Source organism: Escherichia sp. E10V5 (genome assembly GCF_004212315.1).
GTDB lineage: Bacteria > Pseudomonadota > Gammaproteobacteria > Enterobacterales > Enterobacteriaceae > Escherichia.
The window spans coordinates 1-20,590 of the sequence record NZ_RHJM01000002.1 but is presented as its reverse complement, the minus strand read 5'-3'; the positions used below and the strand labels follow the sequence as shown (position 1 = coordinate 20,590).

Annotated in this window: 16 protein-coding genes and 2 tRNA genes; 12 read left to right on the top strand and 6 right to left on the bottom strand. The window is 53.1% G+C overall.

What is annotated here, in order from left to right; translation table 11 throughout:
* Positions 1-28: 28 nt before the first annotated feature.
* Both ascB and ascF read right to left on the bottom strand, forming a co-directional pair.
* Complete coding sequence (gene ascB, locus D9738_RS00500) at positions 29-1,453, bottom strand: 6-phospho-beta-glucosidase AscB (RefSeq protein ID WP_130259321.1); 1,425 nt, start codon at positions 1,451-1,453, stop codon at positions 29-31.
* 8 nt (positions 1,454-1,461) lie between these two features.
* Entirely contained in the window at positions 1,462-2,919 is a 1,458-nt protein-coding gene (gene ascF / locus D9738_RS00495) for a PTS cellobiose/arbutin/salicin transporter subunit IIBC (RefSeq protein ID WP_130259320.1), read from the bottom strand.
* Positions 2,920-3,178: 259 nt separating this feature from the next.
* On the opposite strand from ascF, the gene ascG reads away from it, so the two are divergent.
* From ascG to hypF, 3 genes are all read left to right on the top strand, one after another.
* A complete protein-coding gene (gene ascG / locus D9738_RS00490) occupies positions 3,179-4,189 on the top strand; it encodes a DNA-binding transcriptional regulator AscG (RefSeq protein ID WP_165383309.1) in 1,011 nt (336 codons plus the stop codon).
* Positions 4,190-4,337: 148 nt separating this feature from the next.
* Positions 4,338-4,865: an electron transport protein HydN gene (gene hydN, locus D9738_RS00485; RefSeq protein ID WP_001078777.1), complete on the top strand. Its 528-nt coding sequence runs from the start codon at positions 4,338-4,340 to the stop codon at positions 4,863-4,865.
* Between the two features lie 152 nt (positions 4,866-5,017).
* Entirely contained in the window at positions 5,018-7,270 is a 2,253-nt protein-coding gene (gene hypF, locus D9738_RS00480; RefSeq protein WP_130259318.1) for a carbamoyltransferase HypF, read from the top strand.
* A gap of 175 nt (positions 7,271-7,445) precedes the next feature.
* Here hypF and norW read toward each other — a convergent pair whose 3' ends face one another.
* Both norW and norV read right to left on the bottom strand, forming a co-directional pair.
* On the bottom strand, positions 7,446-8,579 hold the full coding sequence (gene norW / locus D9738_RS00475) for an NADH:flavorubredoxin reductase NorW (RefSeq protein ID WP_130259317.1): 1,134 nt from the start codon (positions 8,577-8,579) through the stop codon (positions 7,446-7,448).
* Positions 8,576-10,015, bottom strand: coding sequence for an anaerobic nitric oxide reductase flavorubredoxin (norV, locus tag D9738_RS00470; protein WP_130259316.1), 1,440 nt, complete (start codon positions 10,013-10,015; stop codon positions 8,576-8,578). Before norV ends, norW begins: the two co-directional genes overlap by 4 nt.
* A 186-nt stretch (positions 10,016-10,201) precedes the next feature.
* Here norV and norR point away from each other — a divergent pair, with 186 nt between their 5' ends.
* Positions 10,202-11,716, top strand: a complete 1,515-nt coding sequence (norR, locus tag D9738_RS00465) for a nitric oxide reductase transcriptional regulator NorR (RefSeq protein ID WP_130259315.1) — start codon at positions 10,202-10,204, stop codon at positions 11,714-11,716.
* On the opposite strand, the gene gutQ is transcribed toward norR, so the two are convergent.
* A complete protein-coding gene (gene gutQ, locus D9738_RS00460) occupies positions 11,713-12,678 on the bottom strand; it encodes an arabinose-5-phosphate isomerase GutQ (RefSeq protein ID WP_001287415.1) in 966 nt (321 codons plus the stop codon). The genes norR and gutQ overlap by 4 nt on opposite strands.
* A 253-nt stretch (positions 12,679-12,931) precedes the next feature.
* On the opposite strand from gutQ, the gene mltB reads away from it, so the two are divergent.
* Positions 12,932-14,017, top strand: coding sequence for a lytic murein transglycosylase B (mltB, locus tag D9738_RS00455; RefSeq protein WP_130259314.1), 1,086 nt, complete (start codon positions 12,932-12,934; stop codon positions 14,015-14,017).
* 38 nt (positions 14,018-14,055) lie between these two features.
* On the opposite strand, the gene D9738_RS00450 is transcribed toward mltB, so the two are convergent.
* Positions 14,056-14,295, bottom strand: a complete 240-nt coding sequence (locus tag D9738_RS00450; RefSeq protein ID WP_130259313.1) for a hypothetical protein — start codon at positions 14,293-14,295, stop codon at positions 14,056-14,058.
* Positions 14,296-14,475: 180 nt separating this feature from the next.
* On the opposite strand from D9738_RS00450, the gene pncC reads away from it, so the two are divergent.
* The 7 genes from pncC (at position 14,476) to D9738_RS00415 (ending at position 20,516) form a co-directional block, all read left to right on the top strand.
* Positions 14,476-14,973, top strand: coding sequence for a nicotinamide-nucleotide amidase (gene pncC, locus D9738_RS00445; protein WP_130214441.1), 498 nt, complete (start codon positions 14,476-14,478; stop codon positions 14,971-14,973).
* 79 nt (positions 14,974-15,052) lie between these two features.
* A complete protein-coding gene (gene recA / locus D9738_RS00440; RefSeq protein ID WP_000963153.1) occupies positions 15,053-16,114 on the top strand; it encodes a recombinase RecA in 1,062 nt (353 codons plus the stop codon).
* 237 nt (positions 16,115-16,351) lie between these two features.
* Entirely contained in the window at positions 16,352-16,852 is a 501-nt protein-coding gene (gene recX, locus D9738_RS00435; RefSeq protein ID WP_130259312.1) for a recombination regulator RecX, read from the top strand.
* A 127-nt stretch (positions 16,853-16,979) separates the two neighbouring features.
* On the top strand, positions 16,980-19,610 hold the full coding sequence (gene alaS / locus D9738_RS00430) for an alanine--tRNA ligase (protein WP_130259311.1): 2,631 nt from the start codon (positions 16,980-16,982) through the stop codon (positions 19,608-19,610).
* A gap of 234 nt (positions 19,611-19,844) precedes the next feature.
* A complete protein-coding gene (csrA, locus tag D9738_RS00425; protein ID WP_000906486.1) occupies positions 19,845-20,030 on the top strand; it encodes a carbon storage regulator CsrA in 186 nt (61 codons plus the stop codon).
* 313 nt (positions 20,031-20,343) lie between these two features.
* Positions 20,344-20,436 (top strand) — tRNA-Ser (locus tag D9738_RS00420).
* Between the two features lie 3 nt (positions 20,437-20,439).
* Positions 20,440-20,516: transfer RNA gene (locus tag D9738_RS00415), tRNA-Arg, on the top strand.
* The last annotated feature ends 74 nt before the right edge of the window (positions 20,517-20,590 follow it).

Sequence of the window (20,590 nt, the reverse complement as noted above, 5' to 3'; positions counted from 1 at the left end):
GCGTTCACGCCGCATCCGGCACTGTTACTTACTCTAAATCTTCACCGTTACTGGCAATCACTTTTTTATACCACCAGAACGATTTCTTACGCGTGCGCGCCAGCGTACCGTTGCCTGCGTCGTCACGGTCTACGTAGACAAAACCGTAGCGCTTGCTCATTTCACCCGTTGAGGCGGAAACTAAATCAATACAGCCCCAGGTGGTGTAGCCCATCAGCGGAATGCCGTCTGCAATCGCTTCGCCCATTGCGCGGATATGTTCGCGTAAATAGCTGATGCGATAGTCATCGTTAATCTCACCATTAGCAGCAAATTCATCTTTTGCGCCCAGGCCGTTTTCCACCAGAAACAGCGGCTTCTGATAACGGTCGTACATCATATTCATGGTGATACGCAGACCGAGTGGATCAATACCCCAGCCCCAGTCGCTTACCTGTAGATACGGGTTACGCAGCGATTTCACCACGTTCGCCGCACTGCTGTTGTTGGCGTTCATCTCCGCCGAGGCGCAGCGCGAGGCGTAATAGCTGAAAGAGACAAAATCGACGGTATTTTTCAGGATTTCATCATCGCCAGGCGCTTTGTCGATGGTTACCCCTTTTTCACGGAATACGCGGGCAGAGTAAGCCGGATACGCGCCCCGCGCCTGCACATCGATAAAAAACAGGTTTTCCCTGTCTTTCTCCAGCGCTGCCCAGACATCTTCCGGCTTGCAACTGTAAGGGTAGAAGTTACCGCCTGCCAGCATACAGCCCACCTGATTTTGCGGGTTAACCTCATGGGCGATTTTGGTGGCTAATGCACTGGCAATCAGTTGGTGATGCGCGGCCTGATATTTTACCTGATCCTGATTTTCACCTTCTTCAAACACCAGACCCGCGCCGGAAAACGGGCTATGCAACATAATGTTGATTTCATTGAAGGTTAGCCAGTATTTCACCAAGCCATCAAAGGCTTCAAAGCAGGTTCTGGCGTAGCGGCTGAAAAACTCCACCAGCTTGCGGTTACGCCAGGAGCCATATTCGGTGACCAGATGCATCGGCACATCGAAGTGGCATAACGTGACCAGCGGTTCGATGCCGTACTTTTTACACTCTTCAAAGACCGAACGATAAAAAGCAATGCCCTGCTGGTTGGGCGTCAGTTCATCGCCCTGCGGAAAGAGGCGGCTCCAGGCAATCGAAGTACGGAAAACCTTGAATCCCATCTCTGCCATCAGAGCGATATCTTCTTTATAACGATGATAAAAATCCGTCGCCTCATGGCTGGGATAAAACTCGTCATCGCGCAACTGAAAACGTTTTTCCAGCCCCAGTTTCACCGCCATTCGATGCTCGCCGTGTGGGATCATATCGACCGTGGTCAGCCCTTTGCCACCTTTACGGTACGCACCTTCAGACTGGTTGGCGGCAAGCGCGCCGCCCCATAAAAAACCTTGCGGAAATACTGACATTTTCATCCTCAATTAAGACTTACTTCTTTGGCGACGGTCGGTTGTGCGCTCTGATGCTTTCGCGCCTCGGCAGCCGCTTCCTCAACAGGAATATCCTCAAAGCCGAGCAACAGTGTGAGGATAAACGACAGCACAACCGCCAGCGCCATGACGGCGAACACCCAGACGATGCTCATTGGATTCGCCGGGTCGAAGAACTGCACGCTGGTAAATAACCCCGGCGCTGCCATTGAGTGGCTGGCAAGCCCCGCCATACCGGCAACCGCGCCGCAAAGAAAACCGCTGATAAGACTGGCGATAAGCGGACGTTTCAGGCGGATCGCCACGCCGTATAACGCCGGTTCGGAAATCCCCGCCATAATGGCTGATGCCGCCGCAGCCAGCGCCGTCTGGCGCAGTTCCGGGTTTTTCGTTTTCCACGCCACCGCCAGTGATGAACCGCCCAGCGACAGGTTAGCGCCGATCTCGGACGGCATGACCATCCCTTCTTTGCCGGTTTCGGCAATGGTCTGAATGATGGTTGGCGTAAAGACGCGGTGCATCCCGGTCATTACCAGCAGAGGCCACAGCGCGCCCATAATGGCGACTGAAAGCCAGCCCAGATAACCATGAATGGTGTAAACCAGCGCCGAAATGGCGCTACCGATCCAGATACCAATCGGGCCAATTAGCAGGATTGCCAGTGGTGCGGCAATCAACACAATCAGCATCGGCTTGAGGAAGTTTTTGGTTACCGCCGGTGTAATGCTGTCCACCCATCGTTCGATATATGACAGGCACCAGGTCATCACCAGCGCCGGGATCACCGTGTAGGTATATTTCACCGCGGTGACCGGAATCAGGGCAAATTCGACATGTTCACCCTGGGCCGCTTTCGCCATCAGTTCAATAAAACTCGGATGTACCAGCACACCCGCGATGGCAATCGCCAGCGACATATTGGTTTTAAATTTGATGGCGGCCGAAGCCGCGACCATCAGCGGCAGGAAGAAGAAAGCACCGTCACCAATCACATTCAGAATGGTTAAGGTCGGCGATCCTTTTGTCAGCACGCCGCTCATCTCGAGGATCATCGCCAGCAGTTTGACCATCGATCCGCCGATAATCGCCGGGATCAGCGGTGACATGGTGCCGATCAGCGCATCAAGGATCCCCGCACCAATGCGACGTAGCGTGAGTTTGGGTTTACCCACGGGCTGTGCGGGCTGCATATCTCCCGGCAGCAGACTGACGACTTCCTGAAAGGCTTGCGAAACGGTATTGCCGATAATTACCTGACACTGGTTGTCACTACGTACCACGCCGAGCACGCCGGGGATGGTTTTTAACGTCGGGCTGTCGATAAGCTGGTCATCTTTGATAACAAAGCGCAAACGCGTCATACAGTGCGTGACTGCCGAGATGTTATCAACGCCGCCCAGTGCCGCTATCACCGAGCGTGCCAGCGCCGCATAATTTTTGGCCATCGGATTTTATCCTGTTATCAGTAGGGTAGATGTAGTGGTTATCAGTCGACGGGACGGAAAAATGCCGATGCTGAAACGGAATTAAGAAACCGGTTTCACAAAATCATGAATAGTTGTCAAAAAATAAGCAAGAAAGTTAATTGTTCATTTTTTATATTTGTGAAACCGGTCACCTGAATATTTTTCCCGCCGATTGCGCAAGGACAATCGGCAAACGGTGCAGTACACTCCGTTGATTGCGTGTAAAGGGATGAAAATGATGACGACGATGCTGGAAGTGGCGAAGCGCGCCGGGGTTTCAAAAGCGACCGTTTCCCGTGTGCTTTCAGGTAATGGCTACGTCAGCCAGGAGACTAAAGATCGCGTGTTTCAGGCGGTAGAAGAGAGCGGTTACCGCCCAAACTTGCTGGCGCGTAATCTGTCGGCGAAGAGTACTCAGACGCTGGGGCTGGTAGTGACCAACACGCTTTACCACGGCATTTATTTTAGTGAATTACTGTTTCATGCCGCGCGAATGGCGGAAGAGAAAGGGCGACAGTTGCTATTGGCAGATGGCAAACATAGCGCCGAAGAGGAGCGCCAGGCGATTCAGTATCTGCTGGATTTGCGCTGCGACGCCATCATGATTTACCCGCGTTTTTTAAGCGTGGATGAGATCGATGACATCATTGACGCGCACAGTCAGCCGATAATGGTGCTTAATCGCCGCCTGCGCAAAAACAGCAGCCATAGCGTCTGGTGCGATCATAAACAGACCAGCTTTAATGCCGTGGCAGAGTTGATAAACGCCGGACATCAGGAGATTGCTTTCCTTACCGGCTCGATGGATTCCCCCACCAGCATTGAACGTCTTGCCGGGTATAAAGACGCGCTGTCGCAGCATGGTATTGCTCTCAATGAAAAACTTATCGCTAACGGTAAATGGACGCCCGCCAGCGGGGCCGAAGGGGTAGAAACGTTGCTCGAACGTGGGGCTAAATTTAGCGCGTTAGTTGCCAGTAACGACGATATGGCGATAGGTGCGATGAAAGCGTTACACGAGCGCGGCGTAGCGGTGCCAGAGCAGGTATCGGTGATTGGATTCGATGATATCGCAATTGCCCCCTACACCGTTCCGGCGCTCTCCAGCGTAAAAATTCCGGTGACTGAGATGATTCAGGAAATTATTGGGCGGCTGATTTTTATGCTCGATGGCGGGGATTTCTCACCGCCGAAAACCTTCAGCGGAAAACTGATCCGCCGCGACTCACTCATTGCTCTTTCGCAATAAACACTGTCATCACATGTCATCGTCACTAGTGTCGATGACATCGTTTTTCCTGCATCGCAGAAATTAATTTCCTTAAATAACAGTAAATTAAAAACTGGCATGATTTGTGAATGTATCGGCGCATTAACTGTCATTGCTGGAGAATTTGATGAACCGTTTCATCATTGCTGACGCGAGTAAATGTATTGGTTGCCGTACCTGTGAAGTGGCGTGCGTGGTTTCTCATCAAGAGAATCAGGACTGTGCATCGCTGACCCCGGAAACTTTTTTACCGCGAATCCATGTCATTAAAGGTGTGAACATTTCCACGGCAACAGTCTGCCGTCAGTGTGAAGATGCACCGTGCGCTAACGTCTGCCCGAATGGTGCTATCAGCCGTGATAAAGGGTTTGTTCATGTGATGCAGGAACGTTGCATTGGTTGCAAAACCTGCGTTGTGGCTTGCCCGTATGGCGCGATGGAAGTGGTGGTACGTCCGGTGATTCGCAACAGCGGCGCGGGGCTGAATGTACGTGCTGACAAAGCTGAAGCCAATAAATGCGACCTGTGCAACCATCGTGAAGACGGCCCGGCGTGTATGGCGGCTTGCCCGACCCATGCGCTGATTTGTGTCGATCGTAATAAACTTGAACAACTGAGCGCAGAAAAACGCCGCCGCACGGCGCTGATGTTCTAAAAATCTTACAGAACTGTTCTGGCATCAAAGGAATTCCCGGAAATATTCGTAGAATACGGTGCGGGCGGTATCGCCGACCTATGGCTGCCGGATGCGACGCTGTCGTGTCCGGCTGGGCGGGTTACGCAATTCATGATGGCGGGAATAACTCAATGGCAAAAAACACATCTTGCGGTGTCCAACTGCGTATTCGTGGCAAAGTGCAGGGCGTCGGTTTTCGTCCGTTTGTCTGGCAGCTGGCACAGCAATTAAATCTTCACGGCGATGTCTGTAATGACGGCGATGGCGTAGAAGTCCGGCTGCTGGAAGACCCGGAAACGTTTCTTGTTCAATTACATCAGCACTGTCCGCCGCTGGCGCGTATTGATAGCGTCGAGCGTGAGCCGTTTATCTGGTCACAACTGCCCACTGAGTTCACCATCCGCCAGAGCGCAGGCGGCGCCATGAATACGCAAATTGTTCCCGATGCCGCCACTTGCCCTGCTTGCCTTGTCGAAATGAATACCCCAGGCGAACGGCGTTATCGTTATCCGTTTATCAACTGTACCCACTGCGGCCCGCGTTTCACCATTATTCGCGCGATGCCTTACGACCGCCCGTTTACCGTGATGGCGGCGTTTCCGCTGTGTTCGGCTTGTGACAAAGAGTACCGTGACCCGCTCGATCGTCGCTTCCACGCCCAGCCGGTGGCCTGCCCGGAGTGTGGCCCGCATCTTGAATGGGTAAGTCATGGTGAACATGAGGAACAAGAGGCGGCATTACAGGCAGCTATCGCACAGTTAAAAATGGGCAACATTGTCGCCATCAAAGGGATTGGCGGATTTCATCTCGCCTGCGATGCGCGTAACAGTAACGCGGTGGCGACACTTCGGGCGCGCAAACATCGCCCAGCGAAACCGCTGGCGGTTATGTTGCCAGCGGCAGACGGTTTACCAGACGCTGCCCGCCAGTTGCTCACCACGCCCGCCGCGCCGATTGTGCTGGTGGATAAAAAATACGTTCCTGAGCTTTGTGATGATATCGCCCCTGGCCTTAACGAAGTCGGGGTGATGTTGCCTGCGAATCCGCTCCAGCATTTGCTGTTACAGGAATTGCAATGCCCGCTGGTGATGACCTCCGGCAACCTGAGCGGTAAACCACCGGCTATCAGCAACGAACAGGCGCTGGAGGATTTGCAGGGCATTGCCGACGGATTCTTGATACATAACCGCGACATCGTGCTGCGGATGGATGATTCAGTGGTGCGCGAAAGCGGCGAAATGCTGCGCCGTTCGCGGGGGTATGTGCCGGACGCGCTGGCTTTGCCTCCGGGCTTTAAAAATGTTCCGCCTGTGCTGTGTCTCGGCGCGGATCTGAAAAATACCTTCTGCCTGGTGCGCGGTGAACAAGCGGTGTTGAGTCAGCATCTGGGCGATTTAAGTGACGATGGCATCCAGATGCAGTGGCGCGAAGCGTTACGCCTGATGCAAAACATCTACGATTTTACCCCGCAATACGTTGTGCATGACGTGCATCCGGGCTATGTCTCCAGCCAGTGGGCGAGCGAAATGAATCTGCCGACGCAAACGGTGCTGCATCATCATGCTCACGCGGCGGCGTGTCTGGCAGAACATCACTGGCCACTGGATGGCGGGGATGTCATTGCTTTGACGCTCGACGGTATCGGTATGGGGGAGAACGGCGCTTTGTGGGGCGGCGAGTGCCTGCGGGTGAACTATCGCGAATGCCAGCACCTGGGCGGCTTGCCTGCAGTGGCGCTTCCGGGGGGCGATTTGGCTGCAAAGCAGCCGTGGCGAAACCTGTTGGCGCAGTGCCTGCGCTTTGTGCCGGAGTGGCAGAATTATCCTGAAACGGCAAGTGTGCAACAGCAAAACTGGAGCGTGCTGGCGCGGGCCATTGAGCGTGGAATTAACGCGCCGCTGGCGTCATCGTGTGGGCGTTTGTTCGATGCCGTAGCGGCGGCACTGGGCTGTGCGCCAGCCACGTTAAGTTATGAAGGTGAAGCGGCTTGTGCCCTGGAGGCACTCGCAGCTTCGTGCCACGGAGTGACGCATCCGGTGACGATGCCGCTGGTGGACAATCAACTGGATCTCGCCACTTTCTGGCAGCAGTGGCTGAACTGGCAGGCACCGGTTAATCAACGCGCGTGGGCGTTTCATGATGCGCTGGCGCAGGGTTTTGCCGCGTTGATGCGTGAGCAGGCCACGATGCGCGGTATCACTACGCTGGTATTTAGCGGTGGGGTTATTCATAACCGTTTGCTGCGTGCACGTCTGGCGCATTATCTCGCTGATTTCACATTGCTCTTTCCGCAGAGTTTACCGGCGGGTGATGGCGGATTGTCTCTGGGGCAGGGGGTTATTGCTGCGGCTCGTTGGTTAGCGGGTGAAGTCCAGAACGGATAAAACGTGTTGCATTTGGCCACCATTGCCGGATGCGCTCCCCGTAGGTCGGATAAGACGCGCGAGCGTCGCATCCGACATTTTGGATACAGTAGCTGGATGCGACATGAACGCATTATGTGACCAACACATGCGCTCCCCGTAGGTCGCATCCGACATTTTAGGCACAGTAGCCCGCCTACATCGGCAACGTTTTCAACAATCCAAATGCCTCTTTCATCCGATCCTCACTGACCACAAAGGCGCGAAGCTGGTCTGCATCGTCAACGCCGCGCGCCACCATTCCCTGGCGTTCGGTATTAATCTGCCAGCGTAAATCCTGACGCTGGGTTTCGCCTGCCAGATGCAGCGGTAATTCCGGCGTTTTGATTTTCACCAGCATCGCCGGTAGTTTCAGCGGCGTGTTATTGCCGAGAAGATTTTTTGCCAGCACCATCGCGCTAAGTTGAATCGGCTGGAGGAACGGCAATACCTGACCGTTAATTTCCGCGCAATCGCCCAGCGCATAAATATCGGCATTACTGGTTTGCAGATAACTGTCGACGCAAACGCCGCGATTAATCGTCAGCCCGGCGCGTCGTGCCAGGGCGGTTTCCGGGCGCAGTCCGGTGGCGGCAATTACCGCATCCACTTCGATGCTACGCTGGCGGTTCAGCGTTGCCAGAATGCCAGAATCCGTTTTTTCCAGCCCCTGCAACTGAGATTTTAACAGCAGATGAACGCCCATCTCCGTCAACCGATGCTGCAAGCGGCTGCTTACTTCCGGCGGCATTAACGACGCCAGAATGCTGGCGGCGTTATCAATCAGCGTGACCGCTTTGCTTGCCCGACAAAAATCCATCGCCAGTTCGCTACCAATCAAACCACCGCCGACAATCAACACGCGTTGGGCATCCTGCAGTTGTGTTTCACAGGCGCGATACTCTTGCTGACTATTTAACGTCAGCATTAACTCACGCCCAGGCACTGGCGGGACAAAGGCGCTGGCACCGGTTGCCAGCACTAACTTGTCGTATTGCCACTGATTATTCTGACTTTTCACCACATGGGCTTCGGCATCGATATCCGTCACCCAGGTGTGCGGAAACAGGAGCAGATTAAACTGCTCGGCAAATTCACCTGCCGTCTGGCGGGTAAGGTCGTCGGCACGTTGCCCCTGGCTGATAACATGGCTGAGGTCAGGTTTGTTGTACTCATCCATGCTGTCGGCGGCAATCAGGGTTAATGGAATAGTAGCGTCCTGTTTGCGGATATTTTTCACCAGTTGGCGGGCGGCGAAGCCCGAACCAATGATCACAATGCCGTAACTCATTTTGCCTCCGATGCCAGTTCGTCGAAGACATCTTTGCCGAGGGAACATTCCGGGCAGAGGAAGTTGTCCGGAACTTCACTCCACGGCGTTCCCGGCGCGACGTCCTGCATTGGCTCGCCTTTTGCCGGATCGTAAATCCACTGGCAGACGCTGCACTGCATCCGTGGGCCGAGGTCAGCCGTCGTGGTGGCAGAGGTTTCTTCTTTAACTACCGTATTCACCGTGATTTGTGGCAGCGGCGCGAGCGCCCACTGACGGGCGATTTCGCGACCGTGTTCACGGCATAATTCCAGTGCATCCTGGTCCGGTCGCCATTTGGCTTTCAGGCTAAGTGACATTTCGAAACCTGCATCCTGCAAGCGCGTGGAAAGACGATCCACCGCACCGCCGCTCCAACCATGAGAGCCGAAAGCACTGGCGCGTTTGTTACGGAAGCGTAATCCGGTCATCTCCTCCACCAGCCCGGCGATTTTCGGCATCATCACGTTATTCATCGTCGAAGTCCCAACCAGTACGCCTTTTGAGCGGAAGACATTGGTCAGGATTTCGTTTTTATCGCTTCGGGCGACGTTGAAAATTTTCACCGCTACGCGCGGGTCGGTTTCCGCAATCCCCTGGGCGATAGCGTCAGCCATCATGCGGGTATTATTCGACATGGTGTCGTAGAAAATGGTGATTCTGTCTTCCTGATAATCCGCCGCCCATTTCAGGTACAGCTCGACAATTTGCGTCGGGTTATCGCGCCATACCACGCCGTGAGAGGTCGCTATCATATCGACTGGTAAGTTAAAGCCCAGGATCTCGGTAATTTTCGGCGTTACCAGGCGGCTGAACGGCGTCAGGATATTGGCGTAGTAACGCTGGCACTGCTCGAAAAGCTCCGTCTGATCCACTTCATCGTTGAACAGATGCTCGTCGCAGTAGTGCTGACCGAAAGCATCGTTACTGAACAGCACCGCGTCGCCTGTCAGGTAAGTCATCATGCTGTCCGGCCAGTGCAGCATTGGCGTTTCGACAAAAATGAGCTGTTTGCCGTTGCCGATATCCAGCGTGTCGCCAGTTTTCACCACATTAAAATTCCACTCCGGATGATGGTGATGACCATTTATCGAGTTGATAGCGTTGGCAGTACAGTAAATCGGCGTATCGGGAATTTGCGCCATCAGTTCGGTCAGCGCCCCGGCGTGGTCCTCTTCTGCATGGTTAATAACGATGTAGTCGATATCCGCCAGATCGATTTCATTACGCAGGTTCTGCACAAATTCGCGGCTGAATTTATGGTCGACGGTGTCGATCAGCACGTTTTTTTCTTCGCGGATGAGGTAGCTGTTGTAGCTGCTGCCGCGCAGCGTTTTATATTCTGTACCGTGAAAATCACGCACTTCCCAGTCACGTTGACCAACCCAATGAATGTTATTTTTCACCACAATAGACATAGCAACCTCAATTTATTCAGCGTGTTCTAAAAAGATGTCTTGCTAATTGCAGATTGCGTGCCAGTTTTTTATCTAATTGTTTTTACAATATAAATAAAATCATGCTCATTAATGAGTAGTCAAAATGACTATTAATGAAATGGTCGATATGACAATATCTATAGTCAAATTGACAGTGAGGCAAAGATGAGTTTTTCCGTTGATGTGCTGGCGAATATCGCCATCGAATTGCAGCGTGGAATTGGTCATCAGGATCGTTTTCAGCGCCTGATCACCACGCTGCGTCAGGTGCTGGAGTGCGATGCGTCTGCGTTGCTACGTTACGACTCGCGGCAGTTTATTCCGCTTGCCATCGACGGGCTGGCGAAGGATGTACTCGGTAGACGCTTTGCGCTGGAAGGTCATCCGCGGCTGGAAGCGATTGCCCGCGCCGGGGACGTGGTGCGTTTTCCCGCAGACAGCGAATTGCCCGATCCCTATGACGGTTTGATTCCCGGGCAGGAGAGTCTGAAGGTTCACGCCTGCGTTGGCCTGCCGTTGTTTGCCGGACAAAACTTGATCGGCGCACTGACGCTCGACGGGATGCAGCCCGATCAGTTCGATGTTTTCAGCGACGAAGAGTTACGGCTGATTGCTGCGCTGGCGGCGGGAGCGTTAAGTAATGCGTTGCTGATTGAACAACTGGAAAGCCAGAATATGCTGCCAGGCGATGCCGCGCCGTTTGAAGCGGTGAAACAGACGCAGATGATCGGTCTGTCGCCAGGTATGACGCAATTGAAAAAAGAGATTGAGATTGTGGCGGCGTCCGATCTCAACGTCCTGATCAGCGGTGAGACGGGAACCGGTAAGGAGCTGGTGGCGAAAGCGATTCATGAAGCCTCGCCAAGGGCGGTGAATCCGCTGGTCTATCTCAACTGTGCCGCACTGCCGGAAAGTGTGGCGGAAAGTGAGTTGTTCGGGCATGTGAAAGGAGCGTTTACTGGCGCTATCAGTAACCGCAGCGGGAAGTTTGAAATGGCGGATAACGGCACGCTGTTTCTGGATGAGATCGGCGAGTTGTCGTTGGCATTGCAGGCCAAGCTGCTGAGGGTGTTGCAGTATGGCGATATTCAGCGCGTTGGCGATGACCGCAGTTTGCGGGTCGATGTGCGCGTGCTGGCTGCGACTAACCGCGACTTACGCGAAGAGGTGCTGGCAGGGCGATTTCGCGCCGACTTGTTTCATCGCCTGAGCGTGTTTCCACTTTCGGTGCCGCCGCTGCGTGAGCGGGGCGATGACGTCATTCTGCTGGCAGGGTATTTCTGTGAGCAGTGTCGTTTGCGGCTGGGGCTTTCCCGCGTGGTATTAAGTGCCGGAGCGCGAAAATTACTGCAACACTATAATTTTCCGGGAAATGTGCGCGAACTGGAACATGCTATTCATCGGGCGGTAGTGCTGGCGAGAGCCACTCGCAGCGGCGATGAAGTGATTCTTGAGGCGCAACATTTTGCTTTTCCTGAGGAGGCGTTGCCGCCGCCAGAAGCGGCAGCGGTGCCCGTTGTTAAGCAAAACCTGCGTGAAGCGACAGAAGCGTTCCAGCGTGAAACTATTCGTCAGGCACTGGCACAAAATCATCACAACTGGGCTGCCTGTGCGCGAATGCTGGAAACTGACGTCGCCAACCTGCATCGGCTGGCGAAACGTCTGGGAATGAAGGATTAAATAATCCCGGCCTGATAGAAATCCTGCAGGTTAATTGCGCCGGTGAGTTTGCCGTTTTCATCCACCACCGGTGCGGCAGTGATTTTGCGCTTCATCAGGATCTCTTTGGCGTCGATGGCGCGACTTTGTGCCTGTAATGTCGTGCCGCCTGTCGTCATCGCTTCATTAACTGGCGTGGTGAGTGCGCCGCCGCCAACCAGCCAGCGGCGTAAATCGCCGTCGGTAAAGACGCCTTGTACCTGTTGTTGGGCGTCACATACCGCCACCAGCCCCAGACCGGTGCGGCTGAGTTCCAGCATCGCATCCATCACGCTGGCGGTTAACGCCACTTGCGGGATGGCGTCATCACGGCGCATCAGGTGATGCACTTTGTTCAGCAAGCGAGCGCCCAGTGCCCCAGCTGGGTGGGAGCGGGCAAAATCTTCTTCATTAAATCCGCGTGCCTGCATGACCGCCATCGCCAGCGCATCACCCATCATCAGGGTATTGACGGTGCTGGAGGTCGGAGCAAGGTGCATCGGACAGGCTTCGCGTTCTACGGAGATATCCAGCACCGCTTTCGCCGCGAGTCCCAGCGGTGACGTCGGTTTGCCCGTCATCGCCAGCAGCGCGATAGATTTGTCTTCCAGACGCGGAATAATCAGATCCAGTTCCTTCGCTCCACCGGAGTAAGAGATAAACAACATCACATCGCGGCTTTCAATCATCCCCAGATCGCCGTGCAGTGCTTCTGCCGGATGGACAAAAAAAGCCGGTGTGCCGGTGCTGGCAAGTGTTGCGGCGATTTTCTTACCAATGTGGCCCGATTTGCCAATTCCCGAAACTACCACTTTGCCTTCGCAGTGCAGGATGATATTGGCGGCGCGAACAAAATCATCGCCCAGACGTTCCGGTAAACGGCTTGCTTCCTGCAACTCCAGCATTAACGTCTGACGTCCCGCGTTCAGTAGTGCTTCACTCATTGCTCTCTCCGGTTAAGGTCCATTTATTTATTCCAGCCAGGGATTGATGGCCGGAATGAGCGCTCATTATCCAGCGCTATGGGAAGGGAAACAACATATGTGAATTTAGTTACAACATACTTTAAGAAAAAATATGAACTGAAAGAAGAGACTAAAGAGAAATGGAGTGCCGAAAACAGACTACCGCTTCCTTGTGCTGGGCGGGATGCTTTACCATACTTGCCCCTGGTTGAATTTGTTAAATGGACCCCTCATGTTCAAGCATCGTTATGTAACATTGCTTCCCCTTTTTGTGTTACTTGCCGCCTGTAGCAGCAAGCCAAAACAGACTGAGACTGAAACAACCACCGGAACGCCGTCCGGCGGCTTCCTGCTTGAGCCGCAGCACAATGTGATGCAGATGGGCGGAGATTTCGCCAATAACCCCAATGCGCAGCAGTTCATCGAAAAAATGGTGAACAAACATGGTTTCGATCGTCAGCAATTGCAGGAAATTCTCTCTCAGGCGAAACGTCTGGATTCGGTACTGCGGCTGATGGATAACCAGGCACCAACCACATCGGTGAAACCGCCATCTGGTCCGAACGGCGCATGGCTGCGTTATCGCAAAAAATTTATTACGCCGGATAACGTGCAGAACGGCGTGGTTTTCTGGAATCAGTATGAAGATGCGCTGAATCGCGCGTGGCAGGTGTATGGCGTACCGCCGGAAATTATCGTCGGGATTATCGGCGTCGAAACCCGCTGGGGGCGCGTGATGGGGAAAACCCGCATCCTCGATGCGCTGGCAACGCTGTCATTTAACTACCCACGCCGCGCGGAGTATTTCTCTGGCGAGCTGGAAACCTTCCTGCTGATGGCGCGCGATGAGCAGGACGATCCGCTCAATCTGAAAGGTTCCTTTGCCGGGGCGATGGGCTACGGACAGTTTATGCCGTCGTCTTACAAACAATATGCGGTAGATTTCAGCGGCGACGGGCATATCAACCTTTGGGATCCGGTTGATGCGATCGGTAGCGTGGCGAACTATTTCAAAGCGCACGGCTGGGTAAAAGGCGATCAGGTCGCGGTAATGGCAAATGGTCAGGCTCCAGGCTTGCCAAATGGCTTCAAAACCAAGTACAGCATTTCGCAGCTTGCCGCGGCAGGTTTAACGCCACAGCAGTCGCTGGGCAACCATCAACAGGCCAGCCTGCTGCGTTTGGATGTTGGAACAGGTTATCAGTACTGGTACGGTCTGCCGAACTTCTACACCATTACCCGTTATAACCACAGCACACATTACGCAATGGCGGTCTGGCAGTTAGGACAAGCCGTGGCGCTGGCGCGCGTACAGTAACTATCTGCAAGAGGGAGGTTAAACTTCCCTCTGCTTTCTTACTGTTTATTCGAATGACGTAATTGCCTGATTTTTTTTGACAGCGATATCGCATATCCCAGGCAGACAACGCCTAACGCAGCCTGACCGAAGTCGAAAGGTTCAAGATAGCCAGAAGATAAAATCTTACATATCACTGAAACCAGTGCGCTGATGCCACCAATGATGACCCACATACGTATTTGCGTGGTCTGTTTAAGCACGTTTTGGGGGGTGTTATCCGTTTTCTTTGTTGTCATTATTTTTCTCTCCTTGTGAATACCTGGCAATATGAACGCTGCATGGTAGCGTTTTTCTTTACCGGTTGGCCGCAACAGTCTTATTTCGGAATGCGACTCGTAAAATGAATCGCTGGTCCCCATCTTCTGCGGGAAAGTGCTATCTTGTCCGGCATAAATTTTTGACTGACAGAGGTTGTGATGACTGACAGTGAACTGATGCAGTTAAGCGAGCAGGTAGGGCTGGCGCTGAAATCCCGTGGCGCAACCGTAACAACCGCTGAATCCTGTACTGGCGGTTGGGTAGCGAAAGTGATTACCGATATTGCCGGCAGTTCCGCCTGGTTTGAACGCGGATTTGTCACCTACAGTAACGAAGCCAAAGCGCAGATGATCGGCGTACGCGAAGAGACGCTGGCGCAGCATGGCGCGGTGAGTGAACCTGTTGTGGTGGAAATGGCGATAGGCGCACTGAAAGCGGCTCGTGCTGATTATGCGGTTGCTATCAGTGGCATCGCCGGACCGGATGGCGGCAGCGAAGAGAAGCCTGTCGGCACCGTCTGGTTTGCTTTTGCCACAGCCCGCGGCGAAGGCATTACCCGCCGGGAATGCTTTAGCGGCGACCGCGATGCCGTGCGTCGTAAGGCGACGGCTTATGCCTTAAATACGCTGCGGCAACAATTTCTACAAAATACTTGATACTGTATGACTATACAGTATAATTGCTTCAACAGAACATATTGACTATCCGGTATTACCCGGCATGACAGGAGTAAAAATGGCTATCGACGAAAACAAACAGAAAGCGTTGGCGGCAGCACTGGGCCAGATTGAGAAACAATTTGGTAAAGGCTCCATCATGCGCCTGGGTGAAGACCGTTCCATGGATGTGGAAACCATCTCTACTGGTTCGCTTTCACTGGATATCGCGCTCGGAGCAGGTGGTCTGCCGATGGGCCGTATCGTCGAAATCTACGGACCGGAATCTTCCGGTAAAACCACGCTGACGCTGCAGGTGATTGCCGCTGCCCAGCGCGAAGGTAAAACCTGTGCGTTTATCGATGCTGAACACGCGCTGGACCCAGTCTATGCACGTAAACTGGGTGTCGATATCGACAACCTGCTGTGCTCCCAGCCGGACACCGGCGAGCAGGCACTGGAAATCTGTGACGCTCTGGCGCGTTCTGGCGCAGTAGACGTTATCGTCGTTGACTCCGTGGCGGCACTGACGCCGAAAGCGGAAATCGAAGGCGAAATCGGCGACTCTCACATGGGCCTTGCAGCACGTATGATGAGCCAGGCGATGCGTAAGCTGGCGGGTAACCTGAAGCAGTCCAACACGCTGCTGATCTTCATCAACCAGATCCGTATGAAAATTGGTGTGATGTTCGGTAACCCGGAAACCACTACCGGTGGTAACGCGCTGAAATTCTACGCCTCTGTTCGTCTCGACATCCGTCGTATCGGCGCGGTGAAAGAGGGCGAAAACGTAGTGGGTAGCGAAACCCGCGTGAAAGTGGTGAAGAACAAAATTGCAGCGCCGTTTAAACAGGCCGAATTCCAGATCCTCTACGGTGAAGGCATCAACTTCTACGGCGAGTTGGTTGACCTGGGCGTGAAAGAGAAGCTGATCGAGAAAGCAGGCGCGTGGTACAGCTACAAAGGTGAGAAGATCGGTCAGGGTAAAGCGAATGCGACTGCCTGGCTGAAAGATAACCCGGAAACCGCGAAAGAGATCGAGAAGAAAGTACGTGAGCTGCTGCTGAGCAACCCGAACTCAACGCCGGATTTCTCTGTAGATGACAGCGAAGGCGTAGCAGAAACTAACGAAGATTTTTAATCGTCTTGTTTGATACTCAAGGGGCGCATCTGCGACTCTGAGACGGATGACAAACGCAAAATTGCCTGATGCGCTACGCTTATCAGACCTACATGTTCTCTGCAATGTATTGAAGTTGCACGGTTTGTAGGACGGATAAGGCGCTCACGCCGCATCCGGCATGAACAACGCCACTTTGTCAGCAAAACCAGGGTCGCATCTGCGGCCCTTTTGTTTTTTAAGTTTTAAGGATATGCCATGACAGACTCAACATCCCGTCGCTCGGCATATGCTCGTCTGTTGGATCGAGCGGTACGCATTCTGGCGGTGCGCGATCACAGTGAGCAAGAATTGCGACGTAAACTCGCGGCACCGATTATGGGCAAAAATGGCCCGGAAGAGATTGATGCTACGGCAAAAGATTACGCGCGCGTTATTGCCTGGTGCCATGAACATGGCTATCTCGATGACAGCCGATTTGTTGCGCGCTTTATTGCCAGCCGTAGCCGCAAAGGCTATGGTCCGGCGCGTATTCGTCAGGAACTGAATCAGAAAGGTATTTCCCGCGAAGCGACAGAAAAAGCGATGCGTGAATGTGACATTGACTGGTGCGCGCTGGCACGCGATCAGGCGACGCGAAAATATGGCGAACCTTTGCCAACTGTCTTTTCAGAAAAAGTTAAGATCCAGCGTTTTCTGCTCTATCGTGGCTATCTGATGGAAGATATCCAGGAGATTTGGCGAAATTTTGCCGACTGAACGCATACGGTATTTTACTTCCCAGTCAAGAAAACTTATCTTATTCCCACTTTTCAGTTACCAGCCCGGCGGTTAAGACACGCTGTAGCTGGTGGCGATATTTCGTTAGCTTGATTTCAGGATAATTATGAGCAAGAGCACCGCTGAGATCCGTCAGGCGTTTCTCGACTTTTTCCATAGTAAGGGACATCAGGTAGTTGCCAGCAGCTCCCTGGTACCCCATAACGACCCAACTTTGTTGTTTACCAACGCCGGGATGAACCAGTTCAAGGATGTCTTCCTTGGGCTCGACAAGCGTAATTATTCCCGTGCTACCACTTCCCAACGCTGCGTGCGTGCGGGTGGTAAACACAACGACCTGGAAAACGTCGGTTACACCGCGCGTCACCATACCTTCTTCGAAATGCTGGGCAACTTCAGCTTCGGCGACTATTTCAAACACGATGCCATTCAGTTTGCATGGGAACTGCTGACCAGCGAAAAATGGTTTGCCCTGCCGAAAGAGCGTCTGTGGGTTACCGTCTATGAAAGCGACGACGAAGCCTACGAAATCTGGGAAAAAGAAGTAGGGATCCCGCGCGAACGTATTATTCGCATCGGCGATAACAAAGGTGCGCCATACGCATCTGACAACTTCTGGCAGATGGGTGACACTGGTCCGTGCGGCCCGTGCACCGAAATTTTCTACGATCACGGCGACCACATTTGGGGTGGCCCTCCGGGAAGCCCGGAAGAAGACGGTGACCGCTACATTGAGATCTGGAACATCGTCTTCATGCAGTTCAACCGCCAGGCAGATGGCACGATGGAACCGCTGCCGAAGCCGTCTGTAGATACCGGTATGGGTCTGGAGCGTATTGCCGCCGTGCTGCAACACGTAAACTCCAACTATGATATCGACCTGTTCCGTACGCTGATTCAGGCGGTGGCTAAGGTGACTGGCGCGACCGATCTGAGCAATAAATCGCTGCGCGTTATCGCTGACCACATTCGTTCTTGTGCGTTCCTGATCGCGGATGGCGTAATGCCGTCCAACGAAAACCGTGGTTATGTGCTGCGTCGTATCATTCGTCGCGCAGTGCGTCACGGCAATATGCTGGGCGCGAAAGATACCTTCTTCTACAAACTGGTTGGTCCGCTGATCGACGTTATGGGCTCTGCGGGTGAAGACCTGAAACGCCAGCAGGCGCAGGTTGAGCAGGTGCTGAAGACTGAAGAAGAGCAGTTTGCCCGTACTCTGGAGCGCGGTCTGGCACTGCTGGATGAAGAGCTGGCAAAACTTTCTGGTGATACGCTGGATGGTGAAACAGCTTTCCGCCTGTACGACACCTACGGCTTCCCGGTTGACCTGACGGCTGACGTTTGCCGTGAGCGCAACATCAAAGTTGACGAAGCTGGTTTTGAAGCAGCAATGGAAGAGCAGCGTCGTCGTGCGCGCGAAGCCAGCGGCTTTGGTGCCGATTACAACGCAATGATCCGTGTTGATAGTGCATCTGAATTTAAAGGCTATGACCATCTGGAACTGAACGGCAAAGTGACCGCGCTGTTTGTTGATGGTAAAGCGGTTGATGCCATCAATGCAGGCCAGGAAGCTGTGGTCGTGCTGGATCAAACGCCATTCTATGCAGAATCCGGCGGTCAGGTTGGCGATAAAGGCGAACTGAAAGGCGCTAACTTCTCCTTTGCGGTGGAAGATACGCAGAAATATGGCCAGGCGATTGGTCACATCGGTAAACTTGCTGCGGGTTCTCTGAAAGTGGGCGACGCGGTACAGGCAGATGTAGATGAAGCTCGTCGCGCTCGTATTCGTCTGAATCACTCCGCAACGCACCTGATGCACGCTGCGCTGCGTCAGGTTCTGGGTACTCATGTCTCCCAGAAAGGTTCGCTGGTTAATGACAAGGTGCTGCGTTTTGACTTCTCGCATAACGAAGCGATGAAACCAGAAGAGATTCGTGCTGTCGAAGATCTGGTGAACGCGCAGATTCGTCGTAACTTGCCTATCGAAACCAACATCATGGATCTCGAAGCGGCGAAAGCGAAAGGTGCGATGGCGCTGTTCGGCGAGAAGTATGATGAACGTGTACGTGTGCTGAGCATGGGCGATTTCTCCACCGAGCTGTGTGGTGGTACTCACGCCAGCCGCACCGGTGATATTGGTCTGTTCCGTATCATTTCTGAATCGGGTACTGCTGCAGGCGTTCGTCGTATCGAAGCGGTAACCGGAGAAGGTGCTATCGCCACCGTTCATGCAGACAGCGATCGCTTAAGCGAAGTCGCGCATCTGCTGAAAGGCGATAGCAATAATCTGGCTGATAAAGTGCGCTCAGTACTGGAACGTACGCGTCAGCTGGAAAAAGAGTTACAACAGCTTAAAGAACAGGCTGCCGCACAGGAGAGCGCAAATCTTTCCAGTAAGGCAATTGATGTTAATGGTGTTAAGCTGTTGGTTAGTGAGCTTAGCGGTGTTGAGCCGAAAATGTTGCGCACCATGGTTGACGATTTAAAAAATCAGCTGGGGTCGACAATTATCGTGCTGGCAACGGTAGCCGAAGGTAAGGTTTCTCTGATTGCAGGCGTATCTAAGGACGTCACAGATCGCGTGAAAGCAGGGGAACTGATTGGTATGGTCGCTCAGCAGGTGGGCGGCAAGGGTGGTGGACGTCCTGACATGGCGCAAGCCGGTGGTACGGATGCTGCGGCCTTACCTGCAGCGTTAGCCAGTGTGAAAGGCTGGGTCAGCGCGAAATTGCAATAATATAAGTGTCAGGCAATGCCGTGGACTTGCTTCACGGCATTCGCATCGACGCTATCGACAATGATAAAGTCAGGTTGAAGTTGTGTATATCGGCTAAACTTAGGTTTAACAGAATGTAATGCCATGACTGCTTAGATGTAATGTGTTTGTCATTGCTTACTTTTTGGCGTTATATGATGGATAATGCCGGGATACAGAGAGACCCGACTCTTTTAATCTTTCAAGGAGCAAAGAATGCTGATTCTGACTCGTCGAGTTGGTGAGACCCTCATGATTGGGGATGAGGTCACCGTGACAGTTTTAGGGGTAAAGGGCAACCAAGTACGTATTGGCGTAAACGCCCCGAAGGAAGTTTCTGTTCACCGTGAAGAGATCTACCAGCGTATCCAGGCTGAAAAATCCCAGCAGTCCAGTTACTAATCTTTCCGCGTCTCATCTTTAACGGTGAGACGCACCCTCAAAATTTCTCTTTCACTTCATTTTTTTCGCGTTACTCCCGTTCATTTAACTTTTGCCTTCATTTTTCTCTATCACTGCTACCTGTCAGAGGCCTGTTTTTCTGTTGATAAAACACTCTTTTTGACGTTTTTACAGACTAATTGAGCGCGAAGTGTGCAAACGATAAAAGTGTGGGAAAAATTGTTTGACTTATAAGTCTCAGAAAGTAATATGTGCGCCACGCAGCGACGATGAGCGATAAACAAGTTCTTCGAAGCACTCGTAAGAGGCGTGTGGTGAGGTGGCCGAGAGGCTGAAGGCGCTCCCCTGCTAAGGGAGTATGCGGTCAAAAGCTGCATCCGGGGTTCGAATCCCCGCCTCACCGCCATTTGCATCCGTAGCTCAGCTGGATAGAGTACTCGGCTACGAACCGAGCGGTCGGAGGTTCGAATCCTCCCGGATGCACCATCTCTTACTTGATATGGCTTTAGTAGCGGTATCAAAAATCTGCAGTAAAGTAAGTTTCCCGATGCATCCGTAGC

Bases quoted from the DNA above. Each gene is read 5' to 3' on its own strand.
- ascG (WP_165383309.1), top strand. From the start codon at position 3,179: ATGACGACGATGCTGGAAGTGGCGAAGCGCGCCGGGGTTTCAAAAGCG.
- ascF (WP_130259320.1), bottom strand. From the start codon at position 2,919: ATGGCCAAAAATTATGCGGCGCTGGCACGCTCGGTGATAGCGGCACTG.
- hypF (WP_130259318.1), top strand. From the start codon at position 5,018: ATGGCAAAAAACACATCTTGCGGTGTCCAACTGCGTATTCGTGGCAAA.
- alaS (WP_130259311.1), top strand. From the start codon at position 16,980: ATGAGCAAGAGCACCGCTGAGATCCGTCAGGCGTTTCTCGACTTTTTC.
- ascB (WP_130259321.1), bottom strand. From the start codon at position 1,453: ATGTCAGTATTTCCGCAAGGTTTTTTATGGGGCGGCGCGCTTGCCGCC.
- hydN (WP_001078777.1), top strand. From the start codon at position 4,338: ATGAACCGTTTCATCATTGCTGACGCGAGTAAATGTATTGGTTGCCGT.
- norR (WP_130259315.1), top strand. From the start codon at position 10,202: ATGAGTTTTTCCGTTGATGTGCTGGCGAATATCGCCATCGAATTGCAG.
- norV (WP_130259316.1), bottom strand. From the start codon at position 10,015: ATGTCTATTGTGGTGAAAAATAACATTCATTGGGTTGGTCAACGTGAC.
- pncC (WP_130214441.1), top strand. From the start codon at position 14,476: ATGACTGACAGTGAACTGATGCAGTTAAGCGAGCAGGTAGGGCTGGCG.
- D9738_RS00450 (WP_130259313.1), bottom strand. From the start codon at position 14,295: ATGACAACAAAGAAAACGGATAACACCCCCCAAAACGTGCTTAAACAG.
- csrA (WP_000906486.1), top strand. From the start codon at position 19,845: ATGCTGATTCTGACTCGTCGAGTTGGTGAGACCCTCATGATTGGGGAT.
- recX (WP_130259312.1), top strand. From the start codon at position 16,352: ATGACAGACTCAACATCCCGTCGCTCGGCATATGCTCGTCTGTTGGAT.
- gutQ (WP_001287415.1), bottom strand. From the start codon at position 12,678: ATGAGTGAAGCACTACTGAACGCGGGACGTCAGACGTTAATGCTGGAG.
- norW (WP_130259317.1), bottom strand. From the start codon at position 8,579: ATGAGTTACGGCATTGTGATCATTGGTTCGGGCTTCGCCGCCCGCCAA.
- recA (WP_000963153.1), top strand. From the start codon at position 15,053: ATGGCTATCGACGAAAACAAACAGAAAGCGTTGGCGGCAGCACTGGGC.
- mltB (WP_130259314.1), top strand. From the start codon at position 12,932: ATGTTCAAGCATCGTTATGTAACATTGCTTCCCCTTTTTGTGTTACTT.